Here is an 18076-nt window from a genome sequence, read left to right as displayed (position 1 = left end):
GAAGTCTTAAAGGGAGACATGCATTCCCAAGGAGCGCCCATGCCCCGCCTGCCTGACTGCCTCGTCGCCCACGATCACGACCGCTACGAGGCGGCCGTGCCGCTTCGCCTCGTGCCCGCTGCGCAGGGCTCGGACCTCGGTGCCGTCGCGGCGCGCGCGCGCTTCGAGGGCGGGCTCGGTCAGGTCCTCGCGCTTCAGGACGAGGTCCTGGTCGGCACGGGCGACGGCAGCGAGCCTTTGGCCCTCGGGGCGGCCGCGGCAGCGCTCGGAGAGGGCGACTACCGCGTCGAGGGCGAGACCGGCCACCTCGATCTGCTCGCCTGGGCGCTCGGCGCCTACCGCTACGAGCGCTACAAGAAGGGCGCCCCCGTCCCGACCCTGATCCTGCCGGCGGGCGCGGACACGGACCGCCTCGCCCGCGAGGTCGAAGCCTCCTACCTCGTCCGCGACCTCGTCAACACGCCGACCGAGGACATGGGCCCCGCCGACCTCGAGGCGGCCGCCCGCCGCCTGGCAAAGACGTACGGTGCCGACATCGAGGTGACGGAAGGCGCGGCGCTCGAGGAGGGCTTCCCTCTCGTCCACGCGGTCGGCCGCGCGGCCGCGACGCCGCCGCGGCTCCTCGACCTGCGCTGGGGCGAGAGCGGTCCCTCGGTCACCCTCGTCGGCAAGGGCGTCTGCTTCGACACGGGCGGCCTCAACATCAAGACGGGCAAGGGCATGGGGCTGATGAAGAAGGACATGGGCGGCGCCGCCAACGTCCTCGGCCTCGCCACGCTCGTCATGGCGGCGGGCCTCGAGGTCCGGCTGCGCGTCCTCGTCCCGGCGGTCGAGAACGCGGTCGCCGGAAACGCCTTCCGGCCGGGCGACGTCTTCTGCGCCCGGGACGGCCAGACCGTCGAGATCTCGAACACCGACGCGGAGGGACGTCTCATCCTCGCCGACGCGCTCGCCTACGCGGCGGAGGAAGCGCCGGACCGCATCGTCAGCTTCGCGACCTTGACGGGCGCCGCTCGGGTCGCGCTCGGTCCGGACCTGCCGCCGATCTACGCGACGGACGAAGACTTCGCCCACGCCGTGAGGCGGGCAGGGGACGAGGTGGCCGACCCCGTCTGGCCGATGCCCTTCTGGTCCCGCTATCAGGACTACCTGAAGAGTCCGATCGCCGACGTGAACCACGCCGCCGACACGCCGTTCGCCGGTTCGATCACCGCGGCTTTGTTCCTGCGCCGCTTCGTGGGCACCGTGCCCTACGCCCACCTCGACATCTACGCCTGGACCCCCTCGGCCCGGCCGGGACGGCCCCTGGGCGGCGAGGCGATGGGGATGCGCGCCGTCTTCGGCGTGCTGGCGGCGGGTTGAGGCGCGCCGGCGGCACAACCCGGACTGGCTTCCGTGAAGCGTTCTTTAGAGTTAGACCGTTTACCGTTAACCTTTCATTGACCGATGGATCCGAGGGTGCCCCATTGGTTAATGACCTCTTGCCATCGGCGGCGTCCGGACCGCCGAGGCATCGACCTTGAGCGGGGCGGAGCTTCTATGCGGCGCGGGTTGAGATGGGCGTTGGGCTGCGGCGCGTCGGCGATCGCGGGCCTCGCCGCGCAGGCATGTGCCCAGGAGGCAGGCTTCGCGCTGCCGGGACTGCCGGTGCTCGACCCGACGATCGCGGTGACGGGCGGCGCGGTGCTCTTCGCGCTCGCCACCGGCCTTTGGGGCGTGCGCATGTCGGCGGCCTCCCGCACCGCGACCGTCGACTGGTCCCGCCGCCTCGCCACCATGGAGGCGCGGCTGGAGCGCTCGGAAAGCGTGCTCGCCAGCCACCCCGGCCTCGTCCTCGTCTGGGACGACGCCTTCGAAGACATCAAGGAGGGCTGGGGCAACCCGCGCGTCCTCGGCGGGCCTGCGGCGCTCGCGAGCCTTCTGACCTTCGCGCGCGACGACCCCGAAGCCTTCTTCCGTCCCGCCGACGCGCTTCTCGACGCCTTCGGCGACCTGCCCGTCGACGAGGACGCGGACTCGATGAAGCCGCTGCGCGAGAAGGTCCTCGCGCTTCGCAGCCACGGCGTGAGCTTCTCGGGCTCGGTCGTCACGGACGAGGGCCGCTCGATCGACTGCGACGGCCGCGTCGCAGGCGACCAGGTCACGCTGTGGCTGACCGACCCCGCCGTGCGCCTCGCGGAGGAGGCGGGCGTCGTCGGCCACGCCCGCGACAGGGCCGCCGACCTTCACGGCGCCCTCAACCAGCTCGACCGCGCCCCGCTCGCCGCCTGGCGCCGCGGCTCCGACCTCAAGCTCGAATGGGTCAACAGGGCCTATGTCGAGATGGTCGAGGCCGTGAACATGGATCAGGTCATCGACGAGCAGATCGAGATCGATCCCGCCTTCCGCGCCCTCGCCGAGCGCGCCGAGAAGGAGATGAGCCGCTCGGGCCGCAGGGCCGTCGACGACGTCGCCACCGTGATCGTGCGCGGCCAGCGCCGCGTGCTGCGCATCATCGAGACGGCGATGCACGGGGCAGGCGACGCGGCTTTGGGCGGCGTCGCCATCGACGTGACCCGTCAGGACCGCGCGCAGGAGGACCTGCGGCGCCACCAGGACGCCCACCGCAAGACGCTCGACCAGATCCCCTCCGCCGTCGCGGTCTTCGGCGGCCAGCAGCAGCTCGAGTACTACAACCAGGCCTTCCTCGACCTCTGGCGTTTCGACGACGCCGAGCTTCGCGCGCGGCCGAGCCATGGCGAGGTCCTCGACCGGCTGCGCCACAAGGGGCTCCTGCCCGCGCAGGCGGACTTCGGTGCCTGGAAGAAGAGCCAGCTTCGTCTTTACACAGAAGAGGCCTCCGACACCTCCTCCGCCGCCGAAGGCGCGCTGCCCGACGAGATCTGGAACCTGCCGGGCGGCGTCACCCTCAACGTCAAGGCGCAGCGGCACGGCCTCGGCGGCGTCACGGTCGTCTTCGAGGACGTGACCGAGAAGCTGACCTTGCGCTCTTCGCTTCAGGCGCAGATCGACGTCTACCGCGCGACCCTGAACAACCTCGCCGAGGGCGTCGCCGTCTTCGGTGCGGACGGCCGCCTCGCGCTCTACAACAAGTCGTTCCGGGCGATGTGGTCGTTCGAGAACGCGCAGATGGCGAACCGCCACTTCGACGAGATCACCGAGCACCTCCTCCAGCACGCCCCGGGGGCCGAGGGGACGTTCTCGAAGATCAAGACCCGCATCGTCTCCTTCGCGCCCGAGGACCGGGTCCTGATGGTCGGCCAGGAGATCCCGCTCAAAGACGGCAAGACCTACCTCTACGCGACCACGCCGCTGCCGGACGGCGCGACGCTCCTCACCTTCCTCAACGTCACCGACAGCCGCGAACGTCAGAAGGAACTCGAGGTCCGGAACCGCCTCCTCGAGGACACGGACCGCATCAAGACGAAGTTCGTCGACAACGTCTCGCGTCAGCTTCGCGACCCGCTCAACACCATCATCGGCTTCTCGGAAGTCCTCGAGATGGGCATGGCGGGCGACCTCTCCGACCAGCAGAAGGACTACGCCGCTTCGATCCTGATGGCGTCTCACCGCCTGCTCGACCGCATCAACGAGCTCCTGGACCTCGCCGCGATCGATGCGGGGCAGATGCATCTCGACATGCGCGAGGTCGGCGTGCGCGGCCTCTTGGAGAAGGCGGCGACCTTCGCCACGTTGAAGGCCGAGGACGCCGATGTCCGCCTCAGGGTCGAGTGCGCGCCCGACGTCGGCTCGATCATGGCCGACGAGAAGCGTCTGCGTCAGGTGGTCTTCAACCTCCTCAACAACGCCTTCTCCTTCACCGAGCCCGGCGGCGAGGTCGTGCTCGAGGCGCTGCGCGAGAACGACACGGTCTCGATCTCCGTGCGGGACACGGGCCGGGGCGTCAGCCTCGAGGACCAGGGCAAGATCTTCGACCGGTTCGAGGTCGCGGGCCGGAACGCGGGCGCCGGGCTCGGGCTCACCCTCGTCAACTCCTTCGTCAAGCTCCATGGCGGCCTCGTCCGCCTCTCCTCGGCCGAAGGGTCGGGCACGACCGTATCGTGCTACCTCCCCGTCGCAGGCCCCGGCCAGGACGCCGGCCTCGTCCTGCCGGACGAGGACGAGGACGATGCGGTCTCGCTCGACGTGATCGAAGAGGCGGCCCGGGCGGCAGGCTAGCCGGGCTGCGCGGCGCCTCCTGCCCGGAAGCAAGGCGATGGCGCGGCGGCTGCCGGACGCGGTCATGACCGGGCAGTCGGAAGGCACGTCCACAACCCCGACCTCGCCTCTTCGAGCTTCGGCCCGCCTGCCGCCGGGCTCGCGACGGACGGAGAAGGCGCGATCGCCGGCATGCTGCTCGCCGCCGCCACTACCGTGCGAGTCCTTCACCGGCTCGTCGTCGGCTTGCCGCCCGAAGCGAAGAACAGTCGGCGGCCGCGCCGCGACCCTTGGGCGTCCGCGAAGAGAGTGATGGGTGAGACCCGCTGCGTTGCCGATTCGACTCGTCCGCAGGACAGAGTCATCCTTTCCCTATAGAAGGGGAGGAGAGCATGCGGCCTGGTGTTTGGTTCTGGATCGTCGGCGCCTTTGCGTTGTTTTGGAACGGCTTCGGCTTGTTCGATCTGGTCATGACTGTATCGGACGACGAGGCCTACCTGTCGAGCTATACGCCTGAGCAGATTGCCTATTGGGACGCGCTCCCCTGGTGGCGCCTGACGCTGTGGGTCGTCGGGGTCTGCACGGCGCTCCTCGCCTCGATCCTGCTGCTGCTGCGCCGGTCGGCTGCGGTGCCGCTCTTCATGGTCGCGCCCGTCGCGATGGTGATCGGCCTGCTGCACGACGCGGTGACGGGCGGTTTTGCCGTCTACGGCGCGTCCGGCGTCGTGATGTCGATCGTCATCCTGGCGATCGCGATCTTCTTCGTCTGGTACGCCGACCGGCAGCGTCGCCGGGGCGTACTCCGAAGCGGGGCGCGGGCCGGCACGCCGGTGGCGCCGGCGACCTGACGCTTACCGCTGCCGGTCGGTCGACTCGAAGATCTTGTCCGCCGAGGCGGCGACGAAGCCCTGGTAGAGCGTGCCGTCTTCGCGCTCGAAGCGCTGCGCGAACTCGTAGTAGCAGGACGGCACCGTCTTCTCGCCGTCCGAGAAGGCGACAGGGACTTGGCTTGCCAGGGTCGAGCACTGGGCCAACGCGACCTCTTCGGAACCCTTGATGAGGCCGCCCGAGCGGTTCATCGGGTAGCCGTTCTCCTCGATGAAGGCAGCCAGATCCTCGATCTTGTCGAAGCCCTTCAGCGCGTTGACGAAGACCGTGAAGTGGTTGGCGCAGAAGCCGAAGGCGGCCATCCAGCCCGCATACTCGGACTCCGCCGCGAGGCGTTCGTAGGTCTCGCTGTCCACGGACCAGGGGCGGCCCATGGTGAGGCCTTCTTCCTTGCCCATCACCCCGTCCGGCATCTGATCGATCAGGCCCCGGACGGTGTCCTGCAGCTCTTGCGAGAACTCCGACAGGAGCAGCTCGGAGACGAAGACCTTGGGCAGGCTCGGGTCCGGATGCTGATAGTACCGGGCGAAGAGCTTCTTCTGCTCGAAGCGGTAGGTGTCTTTGGCTTCGTAGCCCAGATGCAGGAACGGCTTGGCGATGCGATCGATGCCGAGACGCGGGTCGTCGAAGGTACGGAAGGCGACGTGGTCGTTGACGACCATCTCGCCGCGATCGACGAGAAGGGTGCGGATCTCGTGCGCCTGCGGCGTCAGCGTCGCGTACTGATCCCAAAGCGCCGCGAAGACCGTTTCCAGAGCGTGCATCTCAGTCGTCCTTCAAGCTGGCGAGGACCGCGAACGGGCTGTCCGGATCGGCCTTCTTCTCGCGGCGGGGCGGGGCGGAGGAGTAGGTGCGGGGTCCCTTGTCGCCGCCCTTGCGGGGGCCGCCGGGGCCTTTCCCTTTTCCTTTGCGCGGGCCGCGCTGGTCCTGACGGCCGTCGCTTCTGTCGCTACGCTGACCTTTGCCCTGCGGCTTGCCGGAGCGCTGGCCGCGCGGTTGTCGCTGCGGCGGCGCCCAACGCCAAAGGGTGACGGTCTCGGTCTCGGTCTCGGCCTCGGCCTTCGTCTGAGGCTCGGCGTCGGCTTGCCCTTCGGCGAGGCTTTCCTCGACGGGCGCAGCTTCCGTCGGTGCTGCGTGAGGCGCCTCCGCGGCCGGGGCGCTCGTCTGCGGCGCTTCGGGCTCAGAAGGCGTGCCGGCGGGCGGGCTCGCCTCGTCCGCCTGTTCCTCCGTCATCGGACCGACGTCGGGGACGGGTTCGGCGGGCGGCTGCTGGTTCGGCGCGTCCTGCACGGCCGGGTCGGTGGCGACCGTCTGGGCGGAGGCGGCGTCGGCCGGCGGCGTCTCGCCTTGCGGTGCCTGCGCCTCCGGCGCGGGCTTGGCCTCGACCGGGCGGGTCACCGTGTCCTTCTTGTAGCCGAGGCTCTTGAGGACGCCCTCGAAGGGCTCGCCCGACACGCCGACGAGGCTCATCATGCGCGAGGACGCCTCGAAGCCCTGCTTGCCCGCGTCCTCTCGCGCCTTGCGGATCTCCTGGGCGAGGCGCTCGAGCATGTCGATCCGCACGGCCCGCTCGCCCGACGGCCGGTAGCCATAGGCGTAGTAGAGCGCGTGGGGGACGGCCTCGTCCGCCTCGATGCTCGTCGCCCCGGCCTTGGGCGCGGGGTGCGTGCCGACCGGCGTGTCGGTCCAGAGCGACCAGAGGAGCGCCAGGAACTGCGCGGGCGCGGGCTTGAGGAGCGCGGGCAGGAAGATCGTGTACTCGCCGAAGCGCACGCCGAGGTCGCGCAGCTTGGCCCGCTCGGCCTGCTCGAGCGCCTTCACCTCCGAGGCGATCTGGCGGCGGCTGATGGCGCCGAAGTTCTCGATCAGGCGGAAGGCGACGCCGCGCGCGCCGGGGGTCAGGACGCCCTCGCCCTCACCGCCGCGGTTGACCGCCTTCTGAAGCGCGACGAGCGGCCCCGCGAGCCCTTCGACCCGGTCCGCGATCCAGTCGCGCAGGCGGTCCTCGATCGCGGGCAGGGCGCCTGCAGGCAGGTGCTCGACCGCCACGAGGCGGAAGTCGGGGCGCAGGGGCTGGGGCCCCTTGCTGAGCCGCGCGACCTCGGAGCCACGCCAGGTGACCGTGCCGTGATCGGTCAGCGTGAACTCGTCCGGCTTGGCGCTGGCGAGCTGGGCCGCGCGGGCCGCGAGCTCAGGCCTGAGGGCCTTGAGCGCCGCGAAGCGGACGGACTTGGCGTGGGGCCCCTCGGCGCGGGGGTCCAGGATGAACTGGAACCCCAAAAGCCGGCCTACGAACTCGCCTTCCACGATGACCTCTCCGTCCTCGGTGACGCCCGCCAGGAGGGGCGCGTCGTCTTTGAGCCTCTTGAGCAGAACCGAGGTGCGCCGGTCAACGAAACGCGCCGTCAGCTTCTCATGCAGGGCGTCGGACAGCGTGTCCTCGATCCTGCGCGCCTCGTCCTGCCAGTGGCTGCCCCGTTCGATCCAGCCGGGGCGGTGGGAAAGGTAGGTCCAGGTCCGCACGTGGGCGATCCGGGTCGACAACGCGTCGACGTCGCCCTCGGTCGAGGTCAGGCGCGAGAGCTGACGCGCGACGAACTCCTCCCGGATGCGGCCCTGGTCCAGAAGCTGATGGTAGACCTCGCCGAGCATGACCGCGTGCTGGTCCGGCGTCACCTTGCGGAAGTCCGGCACTTGGCAGACCTCCCAGAGGAGCTTGAGGGCGGCGCCGCCCTTCGCCAAGTCGCGGATGTCGTGCCGCGAGGAGAGGCGCCTGAGCGCCTCCTCGTCGTCACCCATCCGCGCGCGGACGAGCTCGCGCCGAGGCGGGGGCTGCTCCAAGCTGCGCAGGAGGGCGGGGAGGCTTCCGAAGTGCAGGCGGTCGTTGCGCCATTGAAGGTGGGTGACGGGATCGAAGCGGTGCGTCTCGACCTGCTCGATCAGCTCGTCGGGAAAGCCGGGGCAGTCCGCGGTCGGTCCCCAGGTTCCGTCCTTCACGTGCCGTCCGGCACGCCCTGCGATCTGCGCGACCTCGGCGGGGGTGAGGTGGCGGCTCGCCCGGCCGTCGAACTTGCGGGCGCCCGCGAAGGCCACATGGTCGATGTCCATGTTGAGGCCCATGCCGATGGCGTCGGTCGCCACGAGGTAGTCGACCTCGCCCTCATTGTAGAGGGCGGCCTGGGCGTTGCGGGTCCGGGGGGAGAGGGCGCCCATCACGACGGCCGCGCCGCCCCGCTGGCGGCGGATCAGCTCGGCGATGGCGTAGACGTTGTCGGCGGAGAAGGCGACGACGGCCGAGCGGCGCGGCAGCCGCGTCACCTTCTTGTAGCCGACATGCTCCAAATGGCTGAACCGCTCGCGGCTGACGAAGCCGATGTCCGGGATCAGCTTCGACAAGATTCCGCGCATCGTGTCCGAGCCGAGGAGGAGCGTCTCGTCGCGGCCGCGCGCGTAGAGGAGGCGGTCGGTGAAGACGCGGCCGCGCTCGGGGTCGGCGGCGAGCTGCACCTCGTCGATGGCGAGGAAGCTGACCTCGCGCTCGAGCGGCATCGCTTCGACCGTGCAGACGAAGTAGCGCGCCGAGCGGGGGATCACCTTCTCCTCGCCGGTGACGAGGGCGACGGCCTGGGCGCCCTTGCGCGCGACCATCTTGTCGTAGACCTCACGCGCGAGCAGCCGCAGCGGCAGGCCGATCATGCCGCTCGCATGCGCCGACATGCGCTCGAGCGCATAGAAGGTCTTGCCCGTATTCGTCGGGCCGAGCACCGCCGTGACAGGGCGCAGGGAGAAAGAGGAGGGCGGCAGCTGCATGGGCAGGCCGTTCGTAAGTAGCGTCTTCGCTGCCGTCTTGCCACCACCATGCCATCGGCTCGCGCGGAAGCTGCGGCACGACGCGTCCCTCGCGCATGCCGCTAGGCGGAAGGTGTTGTTTGTGTTATGTTCGCGCCTGCGCGACCTTGGGAGAGGGGCATGCCCGTTCAGAATCGAAAACCCGACGATGCGAACGAGGCAGCGCTCGCGCTGCTCGGCGCGAACTCGACTTCCTTCCTAAAAGGCGTGCTCGATGCGAGCCCCGATTGCATCAAGATCGTCGAGCTCGACGGCACCTTGTCCTTCATGAACGAGAACGGCCGTTGCGCCATGGAGATCGACGACTTCTGCGCCGTTGACGGGGCGGAGTGGCCGTCGCTTTGGCCCGACGATCAGCAGCCCCTCGTCGAGAGCGCGATCAGCGCGGCCCGGCGGGGAGAAGCGCGCCGTTTCGAAGCTTTCTGTCCGACCGCCAAAGGAGCGCCGCGCTGGTGGGACGTCTCGGTCGCGCCGGTCTTCGGCAAGGACGGCACGCCGGAACGCATCGTCTCGATCAGCCGCGACGTGACGAACCGCGTCGAACGCGAGCGGGCGGTCGCGGCGCACGAGGCCGGGTTGGAGCGACTGGCGCTCGCCCAGGCGACCACTCTGCAGGAGAAGGAACAGCTCCTGCGCGAGAAGGACCTTCTGATGCGCGAGGTCGATCATCGCGTGAAGAACTCACTCGGCCTCGTCGGCAGCCTGCTCGGCATGCAAGGCCGGACCGAGGAAGACACGAAGGTGCGCGGCGCGCTGTCCCGCGCGTCGCAGCGCGTCGGGACCATCGCCGCCATCCATGATCGGCTCTACCGCTCCGAGGCGTCGGGCGAGCTCGACTTCGCGAGCTATTTGAATGGTCTCTGCGCCGACCTCGCCGCCTCCGTCGCCGGCGCCGACGTACGCATCGAGGTCACCTGCGACCCGGTGACGATGCGTGCCGACAGAGCGACCGTCCTGGGACTCATCGTATCGGAGTTCGTGACGAACGCCGTCCGCCACGCCTTCGGCCCGGACGGCGGAACCATCCGCGTCGTCCTGCAGAAAGCCGCGGTCGGATACCGTCTGACCGTCGCCGACGATGGCTGCGGCCTGCCCGATGGGTTCGATCCCGCCGCGGCGCACGGGCTCGGCATGCGGGTCGTCGCGAGCTACGCGGCCCGCAACGACTGGCACTTGGAGGCAAGCAACCAGGGCGGCGCCCGCTTCTCGATCACCCTGCGCTGACCGAGTTCCGTCAAGTCGCGCTACCGGGCGGCCGCAGGCTTGCCTTCATGGGCGCCGCAGCGCCGCGCGTGTTGTTCGATGCCGGTGCCTTCGGCCTCTACGTCGACGGCGCGAACCTGGTCCGGGCACTCGCGGCGCGCGGCGTCGCGGCGGCGAGCTTCACGAGGGCAGGCCTCTACGGCAGCGACCCCCTGCCGGAAGGCGGGGTGCCGAGCCCCGCCTTCCATGCCGGCGACATGGCGCGGCTGCTGGGCGCGGTCGGGGCGGCAGGGCCGGTCGTGCTGGTCGGCCACTCCATGGCGAGCCTCAGGCTCTTCGAATTCGCGGGGCGCCATCCGCAGCGCGTGCGAGGCCTCGTCCTGGTGGACGGCGTGGTGCCGGATGGCGGGCCGGTCGGCCCCGCGCTCACGGCCTTCTCTGCCGCTTGCGCGCCTATTACCCCCGTGCTGCCGAGCATGGCGCGGTGGGCGAAGTACTATCCGAACGCGATGGCGCTTTCGGGCAGGGAACGGGCGGACAAGCTCGCCTCGATCACCTCGCAGGCCCATTGGCGGGCCGCCCGGCGGGAGGTGCGCGAAGCCGCCCGGGCGAAGGCCCCACCGGTGCCGCGCCTGCCGACGGTCTTGATGCCGGCGACGATCATCTCGGCAGGCACGTCCCGGCTCGCGCGCCGTACGGAGGCGTCGCTGCAAGAACTAAGGGCCTGGGGACACGCCAGCGTGCTGTCCCCAGGCCCTTGCGGAGCGATCGCGGAGGCCGCGCACAGCCTCCTCTGACTCGCTTCGTTAACGGTACTGCTGAACCCGGGTCGCCCGGAGGCCTTGCATCCCGTGCCGGTCGATCGCCTTCTCCCAGGAAAGGTACTCCTCCTCGGTCAGCGTGTATCGATCGCAGGCGCTCTCAAGGCTGAGGAGACCGCCGCGTACGGCGGCGACCACCTCGGCCTTGCGGCGGATTACCCAGCGCTTCGTCGTGCGCGGGGGCAGATCGGCGATGGTCAGCGGCGTACCGTCCGGACCAATCACGTAGGGCGCCTTCGCCGCCGCATTCGTGCTGCTTCTTTGAATTCCAGACATCAACCCAACCACTCCCAAGACTGCTCTTGTTGCCGGGAACAGTAGTATGTCGGTCTGAAGAAACGCCTAAGTGCAAAGGTGAACAGGCCATTACCGTAAACGAAGAAAATCGGATACAAACGATCTATTCTGTTCAGAACTGGAACAAACAGACCGTTCCGGCACGGAAAACCCGCTCTTCGCGGCCGCGCCGTGCCACTCCCTTGACGGGAGTCGGGCAGGAAGCCATGCGGTCGCCTTTCTTTCGTCCGAGGCGTGAACGCCCGAGAACGCTTCATCAGGAGACCCGATGTCCGTCTATCGCACTCACACCTGCGGCGCGCTTCGCGCGGAGAACGTCGGTGAGGACGTGGTCCTGTCGGGCTGGGTCCACCGCAAGCGGGACCATGGCGGCCTGCTCTTCATCGACCTGCGCGACCATTACGGCCTGACGCAGATCCTGTGCGAGCCGGAGGAGCCGTTCTTCGCCGAGGTCGAGGCCGTGCGGGCCGAGAGCGTCATCCGCGTCCATGGCCGGGTCGTCGCGCGCGACGAGGCGCAGGCGAACGCGAACCTGCCGACGGGCGCGATCGAGGTGCGGATCACCAAGTTCGAGGTCCTGTCGGCGGCCGGCGACCTGCCGCTGCCGGTCTTCGGCGAGCCGGACTACCCCGAAGACATCCGCATGAAGCACCGCTACCTCGACCTGCGGCGCGAGACGATGCATTCGAACATCATGCTGCGCAGCCGGGTGATCTCGGCGCTGCGCCAGGGCATGGAGAAGCGCGGCTTCACCGAGTTCCAGACGCCGATCCTGACGGCGTCGAGCCCGGAAGGCGCGCGGGACTTCCTCGTCCCCTCGCGGCTTCACCCCGGCCGCTTCTTCGCGCTGCCCCAGGCGCCGCAGATCTTCAAGCAGCTGATCATGGTGTCGGGCTTCGACCGCTACTTCCAGATCGCGCCCTGCTTCCGCGACGAGGACGCGCGCGCTGACCGCTCGGCGGGCGAGTTCTACCAGCTCGACGTCGAGATGAGCTTCGTTACGCAGGAGGAAGTCTGGGACACGACCGGCCCGGTCGTGGCGGACGTCTTCGACGCCTTCGCGGGCGAGCGGAAGGTCGACGCCTACGACAGCTGGCCGCGCATTCCATACGCGGAGTCGATGCTGAAGTACGGCACCGACAAGCCCGACCTCCGCGTGCCGCTCGAGATGCAGGTCGTCACCGAGCACTTCCGCGGTTCGGGCTTCAAGATCTTCGCGCAGATCGCCGAGGACGAGGCCAAGCAGATCCGCGCGATCCCGGCGCCCGGCGGCGGCTCCCGCGCCTTCTGCGACCGCATGAACTCGTGGGCGCAGCGCCAGGGCCTGCCCGGCATGGGCTACATCATGTTCGACGAGGGCGACGGGAAGGGCCCGCTCGCCAAGAACATCGGGCCCGAGCGCACCCACGCCATCCGCGAGCAGCTGGGCCTGAAGGCGGGCGACGCGGCCTTCTTCGTCGCAGGCAAACCGGCCGAGTTCGAAGCGGTGGCGGGGAGAGCCCGCGTCGTCGTCGGCGAGGAGCTGGACCTGATCGAGCGGGACCGCTTCGCCTTCTGCTGGATCGTCGACTTCCCGATGTACGAGTGGGACGAGGACAACAAGAAGGTCGAGTTCGGCCACAACCCCTTCTCCATGCCGCAAGGCGGGATCGAGGCCTTGAAGGCGGCGAGCACAGAAGAAGAGAAGCTGGCGCTCAAGGCGAACCAGTACGACCTCGTCTGCAATGGCTACGAGTTCGCGTCGGGCGCGATCCGGAACCACATGCCGGACCTCATGTACGAGGCCTTCGCGGTGGCGGGCTACGGCCGCGAGGTCGTGGAGGAGAAGTTCGGCGGCCTCTTGAACGCCTTCCGCTACGGCGCGCCGCCCCATGGCGGCATCGCCTACGGTGTGGACCGGATCGTCATGCTGCTCGCCGAGCAGGAGAACATCCGCGAGGTCACCATGTTCCCGCTGACCCAAGGCGCGGAGGATCTGCTCTTGGGCGCGCCGGCGGAGGTGAGCCCGCAGCAGCTCAAGGACGTCCACATCCGCGTGGCGAAGGGCATCAAGGAGATGGCGGCGGCACCGATCGACGTGAAGGACGCCTGAGGAAGCAGCGAAGCGTCACGGCGGCGCTTCGCGCCCTCGCCAGGGCGTCGAGCCTTAACGAAGCCCTAAGTTTGGAACGTCTCTTGCTCAACGGTTCGTGAACCCGTGCCGTTGGGGCGAACGGGTATGGGCGAGACGAGAGACATGACCACAACCAAGATCGCAGCGGCGCTGGTCGCTGCCATCGGCTTCGCGAGCGCATCCGCTAGCGCAGCCAGCCTGACGGCTTCCGCCACCGACCTGTTCGACGGTGCCGTAATCACCAATGTCGGCGATGCGGGCACGCTCGACGATGCCCGGGCGATCCTCGGCGCGACGCTGGATCGCGGTTTCGAACCGACGGTCGGCTTCTTCGGCAACGGGGCGCCGGGCGACACGTCGTTCTTCGAGTTCACCACGGCAAACGCCGTGAGCCTCGAAGGCATCAACCTCATCGTCGGCCAGGACACGGTCGGTGACCTGCGCCGCGGCATCGTCGCCTTCGACCTGCAGGCCATGAACGCCTTCGGCGAGTTCGACAGCGTTTACTCGTTCTCGTTCGACGACGGCGTCCAGAACTACAACGACGTGACGGGCGAGATGGTCGGGGGCACGGTCGCGGTGAGCGCGTCGGACCAGAACGTCCTCGCGGTCAGCGCGGCGTTCACGCCGGTCGTCGCGCAGACGTTCAGGGCGGTCTTCACGGCCAATGGCAGCTGGAACCCGTATAACGGGCCGCGCGTGATCGAACTGGACGGCTTCGGTTCGGCCGCCCCGGTCCCGCTGCCGGCGGCGGCGCTGCTCTTCCCGATCGGCCTTGGCGGCCTCGCCGCCGCCCGCCGCAAGCGGCGCTAAGCCGCACCTCCCGCGAACCGTCGCTCGGTTCGGGACAAAGAAAAGGGGGCGCCGAGGCGCCCCCCGAACCTTCGAAGGAAAGCCTGGCTCAGCTCGCGGCTGCGGCGGCCTTTTCCTTCTTGTCGAGGTGAGTGTGGATCTCCTTGATCGCGCTCTCGAGCGACTTGCGGCGCACCGCGGCGACTTCCCGGCCGAGTCGTTCGCGCGCCTGCTCGAAGAGCTGGCGTTCGGAGTAGGACTGCTCGGGCTGGTCGTCGGCGCGGAAGAGGTCGCGCACGACCTCGGAGACCGCGGTCAGGTCGCCGGAGTTGATCTTGGCCTCGTACTCCTGCGCGCGGCGCGACCACATGGTGCGCTTCACGCGGGCCTTGCCCTCGATCAGCTTCATCATCTCGTCGATCTGCTCGGCGCTGGCGAGGTTGCGCATGCCGGAGGCGGCGGCCTTCGCGACGGGCACGCGAAGCTTCATCTTCTCGTGCTCGAAGTCGATGACGAAGAGCTCGATCGCATGACCCGCGATCTCCTGCTTCTCGATCTCGGTGATGTAACCGACGCCATGGGCCGGGTAGACGATCTTGGTCTTCACCTTGAAGGTCTGATTCTTGTCCCGGTTCGCCTCGGCGCGGCGCTGAACCCGCAGGGCGGGGCGCAGGGGCGCGGGGGCGATCTTCGGCTTGTCGTCTTCGGCAGACGTCTCGACCTTGGTCTTGGTAGCTTTGGCGACGGCTTTGCTTGTCACGCTCTTCTCGTTCTTCGGTTTGGGGGAAGCCTTCTTCGGCGCGGTCGCGGCCTTCGTACTCGCAGCCTTCTTCGTGGCGGTGCGCGTCGCGGTGGTCTTCTTCGCTGACGTGCGGGCTTTGCTCGTCGCGCGGGAAGACTTCGCGGCGGGCTTGGCGGCCTGCTTCGCGGCAGCGGGCTTGGCCGCCGCCTCGGACGGCTTTTCAGTCGGAGTCGTCTTGGTCACGGGACCGGTCCTTTCTCTGACCCGCCGCCCGTGCGGGGGCACGGTGTCAGCGGTACGAGTGCGGGCCTGCGGTCTTCCTGCACGGAAGCCGCTCAAGAAAAAGACCGCCCGTCAGGCGGTCTCCCCAGCCACGCTCTTCGTCACGAATACGTAGCACAAAACTGCACAAAGTTCCAGTGCGCACGCGGGTCCGCCTATTGAAAAACGGCAAAGAGCGGGCTCTGCCCCGCGGCAGGACGTCGCGCCCGAAGGCGATTCAATCCCCGGTTCCGGGCTTGGTGCTGAAGTGGGTCTCCAGCTTGTTTTCGACTTCCGCCATCTTGTCGGCGTCGGGCAGGGCGGGCTTGGCGCGCGTGATGTTGGGCCATTCCTCGGCGTACTTGGCGTTCAGCGCCGTCCACTTGCCGTCGGGATCCTCGGTGTCGGGCTTGATCGCCTCGACGGGGCACTCGGGCTCGCAGACGCCGCAGTCGATGCACTCCTCGGGTTTGATCGCGAGGAAGTTCTCGCCCTCGTAGAAGCAGTCGACGGGGCACACCTCGACGCAGTCGGTGTACTTGCAGGCGATGCAGGCGTCGGTGACGACGTAGGTCAATTCGAATCACTCCGGCAGGCAGGCGGTGACTTAACGGCCGCGGCGCGAAAGGGAAGGCCGCTATCGGTCGCCTTCGCGCCCGCCGTCAAACCCGTTATGGTGAGGCCCATGACAGAAACGCTAAGCCCCGAAAAGCGGCGGCTCCTCTACCGCGCCATGCATCGCGGCTTCAAGGAGGCCGACATCGTCGTCGGCAAGTTCGCCCAAGACAACCTGGCCGGCATGACCGAGTCGGAAACCGAAGAGTTCGCGCGCCTGCTCGAAGTGCCCGATCAGGACCTCTACGTGTGGATCATCAGAGGCGAGGGCGTGCCGGAGAACTACCGCGGCCCGGTATTGGCGCGGATGCAGGCCTTCGACGTAGCGGGCGCGATGCCGCGGCGGTGACTGTCCGAGACGTGTTTGCCGCCTAAGGTTCGGTTAAGAGGTTGTTCGGTAGGCCCAATCCGCTTCGCCGCCTCGGCCGGAGCGCAAGGGGGCAGGCCATGAACAAACGTCTCTTCATCGCTTCGGCGGCAGCTTCGGGCCTCTTCGTGCCCGGCATCGCGGCGGCGCAATCCGACGACGGCGGCGCGTACTTCCAGGTCCACCTTGGGCCTGCCTTCGGCATCGAAGGGAAGTACCCGTCCCTGTACGGCGCCCGGTTCGACCTCGACTTCGACGCCGGGGGGGCTCTGGGCCTCATCGGCGGCTACCGTGCGGCCTCCGGCTTCGGCGCGGAGATCGAACTCGGCAGTCGCGCTCACGACACGAATCAGATCGGCGATTTCGGGGTCAGCTTCCTCATGGCGAACGCCGTCTACGAGTTCGTGCAGGACGGCCGTTGGCGCCCTTACGTTGCCGGGGGGATCGGCATCGTCGGCAGCGATGCTTTCAACTATGAGGACACGAGCCTGGGTGGTCAGTTGAAGGGCGGGCTTCGGTACCGCTTCGGACAGACGCAATCCGTCGGGCTTGAGGCCAGCTACTTCGGCGCGCACGGCCTAGGCAACGATACCTACCCGATCGATTACGGGTCTATCAGCGTGTCGGTCGCCTACCGGATCGGCCTAGGCAGCTGATTTCCGCCGCTCGGCGGCCCAGGCTTGAGAATCGGGACGCATCGGCGCAACCACGCCCCATGCCGCTCGCCTTCCCAGCGCCGCTCGCGCCCTACGCCGAACGCGCCGACAGGACGCGCGGACGGCTCGTCACCGAGCCCGTCTCCGACACCCGCACGCCGTTCCAACGCGACCGGGACCGGATCATCCACTGCGTCGCCTTCCGAAGGCTCAAGCACAAGACGCAGGTCTTCGTCTTTCACGAGGGCGACCACTATCGCACGCGCCTGACGCACTCCTTGGAGGTCAGCCAGATCGCGCGGTCGCTCTGCCGCCTCCTCAAGCTCGACGAGGATTTGGGCGAGCTCGTCGCGCTCTCTCACGACATCGGCCATCCGCCCTTCGGGCACACGGGCGAGGACGTGCTCGAGGACTGCATGAAGGCGCATGGCGGCTTCGATCACAACGCGCAGACCCTGCGCGTCCTGACCAAGCTCGAGCGGCGCCACGTCGCCTATGACGGGCTCAACCTCACCTGGGAGAGTCTCGAGGGCGCGGTGAAGCACAACGGTCCCTTGACCGGGCCGATCGCGGAGGAGCGGGCGCGCAACAAGGGGCAGGTCCACGCCAAGCCGCTGCCCGCCGCCATCGAGGAGTACGCGAAGACGCACGACCTGTGGCTCACGACCTTCCCGAGTCTCGAGGCGCAGGTCGCGGCGATCGCCGACGACATCGCTTACAACAACCACGACACGGATGACGGCCTCAGGGCCGGGCTCTTCACCTTCGAAGAAGCCCTCGACGTACCCCTCATCGGCGAGGCGCTGCACGCCGCGCGGACGCAGTACCGGGACGCGCCGCAGGGGCTTCAGATCGCCGAAGCCGTCAGCTTCCTCATCGGCCGAATGGTGCGCGACGTTTGGGACGAGACGCGGCGGCGGCTCGAGGAGGCGAAGCCAGGATGTGCCGACGACGTCCGGCACGCTCCCCATGCCATGGTGGCGTTCTCCGAAGCCCTCGAGCCCGACATCGCGCAGCTTCGCGGCTTCCTTTACGAACGCATGTACCGGCACTGGAAGGTCAACCGGGCCCGCAGCCAGGCGAAGCGCATCGTCCGTGCGCTCTTCGACCTCTTCATGGCCGAGCCCGAGGTGCTGCCTCCTGAGTGGTTCGCGCGGCAGGAAGGCAAGGACGAGGACGGCCGGGCGCGCGTCGTCTGCGACTACCTCGCCGGAATGACCGACCGCTACGCGATCGAGGAGCACCGGAAGCTCTTCGACATGGAGCGCTGGTTCGCCTGATCGCAGCCGGTTCATCAGGGTTAACGACGCGTTT

The 18076-nt window shown here is 68.6% G+C and carries 15 protein-coding genes; 10 read left to right on the top strand and 5 right to left on the bottom strand.

Going from position 1 to position 18076, the window contains the following annotated elements; all coding sequences use genetic code 11:
* The first annotated feature begins 39 nt into the window (after nt 1–39).
* The 3 genes from GGQ59_RS01155 to GGQ59_RS01145 all read left to right on the top strand — a co-directional run bounded on the left by GGQ59_RS01155 (nt 40) and on the right by GGQ59_RS01145 (nt 5006).
* Entirely contained in the window at nt 40–1362 is a 1323-nt protein-coding gene (locus GGQ59_RS01155; protein ID WP_246408227.1) for a leucyl aminopeptidase family protein, read from the top strand.
* A 177-nt stretch (nt 1363–1539) separates the two neighbouring features.
* Nucleotides 1540–4179: a PAS domain-containing sensor histidine kinase gene (locus tag GGQ59_RS01150; protein WP_183815064.1), complete on the top strand. Its 2640-nt coding sequence runs from the start codon at nt 1540–1542 to the stop codon at nt 4177–4179.
* A gap of 371 nt (nt 4180–4550) precedes the next feature.
* Nucleotides 4551–5006, top strand: coding sequence for a hypothetical protein (locus GGQ59_RS01145; protein ID WP_183815062.1), 456 nt, complete (start codon nt 4551–4553; stop codon nt 5004–5006).
* A 3-nt stretch (nt 5007–5009) separates the two neighbouring features.
* Here GGQ59_RS01145 and GGQ59_RS01140 read toward each other — a convergent pair whose 3' ends face one another.
* Both GGQ59_RS01140 and GGQ59_RS01135 read right to left on the bottom strand, forming a co-directional pair.
* Complete coding sequence (locus GGQ59_RS01140; RefSeq protein ID WP_183815060.1) at nt 5010–5810, bottom strand: DUF1338 domain-containing protein; 801 nt, start codon at nt 5808–5810, stop codon at nt 5010–5012.
* Between the two features lies 1 nt (nt 5811).
* Entirely contained in the window at nt 5812–8856 is a 3045-nt protein-coding gene (locus GGQ59_RS01135; RefSeq protein ID WP_183815058.1) for a helicase-related protein, read from the bottom strand.
* 159 nt (nt 8857–9015) lie between these two features.
* Between GGQ59_RS01135 and GGQ59_RS01130 the strand changes: the two genes are divergently transcribed.
* Together GGQ59_RS01130 and GGQ59_RS01125 are read left to right on the top strand one after the other, a co-directional pair.
* Nucleotides 9016–10119, top strand: coding sequence for a sensor histidine kinase (locus tag GGQ59_RS01130; protein WP_183815056.1), 1104 nt, complete (start codon nt 9016–9018; stop codon nt 10117–10119).
* Between the two features lie 47 nt (nt 10120–10166).
* Complete coding sequence (locus GGQ59_RS01125; RefSeq protein WP_183815054.1) at nt 10167–10895, top strand: alpha/beta hydrolase; 729 nt, start codon at nt 10167–10169, stop codon at nt 10893–10895.
* Between the two features lie 9 nt (nt 10896–10904).
* Here the strand turns inward: GGQ59_RS01125 and sciP are convergent, their stop codons facing one another.
* The gene (gene sciP / locus GGQ59_RS01120) at nt 10905–11195 is read right to left on the bottom strand and encodes a CtrA inhibitor SciP (protein WP_183815052.1); all 291 of its coding nucleotides are present in this window, start codon (nt 11193–11195) and stop codon (nt 10905–10907) included.
* Nucleotides 11196–11484: 289 nt separating this feature from the next.
* Here sciP and aspS point away from each other — a divergent pair, with 289 nt between their 5' ends.
* Together aspS and GGQ59_RS01110 are read left to right on the top strand one after the other, a co-directional pair.
* Complete coding sequence (aspS, locus tag GGQ59_RS01115) at nt 11485–13308, top strand: aspartate--tRNA ligase (RefSeq protein ID WP_183815050.1); 1824 nt, start codon at nt 11485–11487, stop codon at nt 13306–13308.
* A 144-nt stretch (nt 13309–13452) separates the two neighbouring features.
* Nucleotides 13453–14142: a hypothetical protein gene (locus GGQ59_RS01110; protein WP_183815048.1), complete on the top strand. Its 690-nt coding sequence runs from the start codon at nt 13453–13455 to the stop codon at nt 14140–14142.
* A gap of 88 nt (nt 14143–14230) precedes the next feature.
* Here GGQ59_RS01110 and GGQ59_RS01105 read toward each other — a convergent pair whose 3' ends face one another.
* Nucleotides 14231–15106, bottom strand: coding sequence for a CarD family transcriptional regulator (locus tag GGQ59_RS01105; protein WP_183815046.1), 876 nt, complete (start codon nt 15104–15106; stop codon nt 14231–14233).
* A gap of 256 nt (nt 15107–15362) precedes the next feature.
* Entirely contained in the window at nt 15363–15701 is a 339-nt protein-coding gene (fdxA, locus tag GGQ59_RS01100; protein ID WP_183815044.1) for a ferredoxin FdxA, read from the bottom strand.
* A 108-nt stretch (nt 15702–15809) separates the two neighbouring features.
* Between fdxA and GGQ59_RS01095 the strand changes: the two genes are divergently transcribed.
* From GGQ59_RS01095 to GGQ59_RS01085, 3 genes are all read left to right on the top strand, one after another.
* The gene (locus GGQ59_RS01095; protein WP_183815042.1) at nt 15810–16088 is read left to right on the top strand and encodes a succinate dehydrogenase assembly factor 2; all 279 of its coding nucleotides are present in this window, start codon (nt 15810–15812) and stop codon (nt 16086–16088) included.
* A gap of 98 nt (nt 16089–16186) precedes the next feature.
* On the top strand, nt 16187–16762 hold the full coding sequence (locus GGQ59_RS01090) for an outer membrane beta-barrel protein (RefSeq protein WP_183815040.1): 576 nt from the start codon (nt 16187–16189) through the stop codon (nt 16760–16762).
* Nucleotides 16763–16821: 59 nt separating this feature from the next.
* A complete protein-coding gene (locus GGQ59_RS01085; RefSeq protein ID WP_183815038.1) occupies nt 16822–18042 on the top strand; it encodes a deoxyguanosinetriphosphate triphosphohydrolase in 1221 nt (406 codons plus the stop codon).
* Nucleotides 18043–18076: the final 34 nt, after the last annotated feature.

It is taken from the genome of Parvularcula dongshanensis (assembly GCF_014199615.1).
Classification (GTDB): Bacteria; Pseudomonadota; Alphaproteobacteria; order Caulobacterales; family Parvularculaceae; genus Parvularcula; species Parvularcula dongshanensis.
Note: the sequence above shows the minus strand (reverse complement) of the source record. Positions and strands in the feature narration are given on the sequence as shown.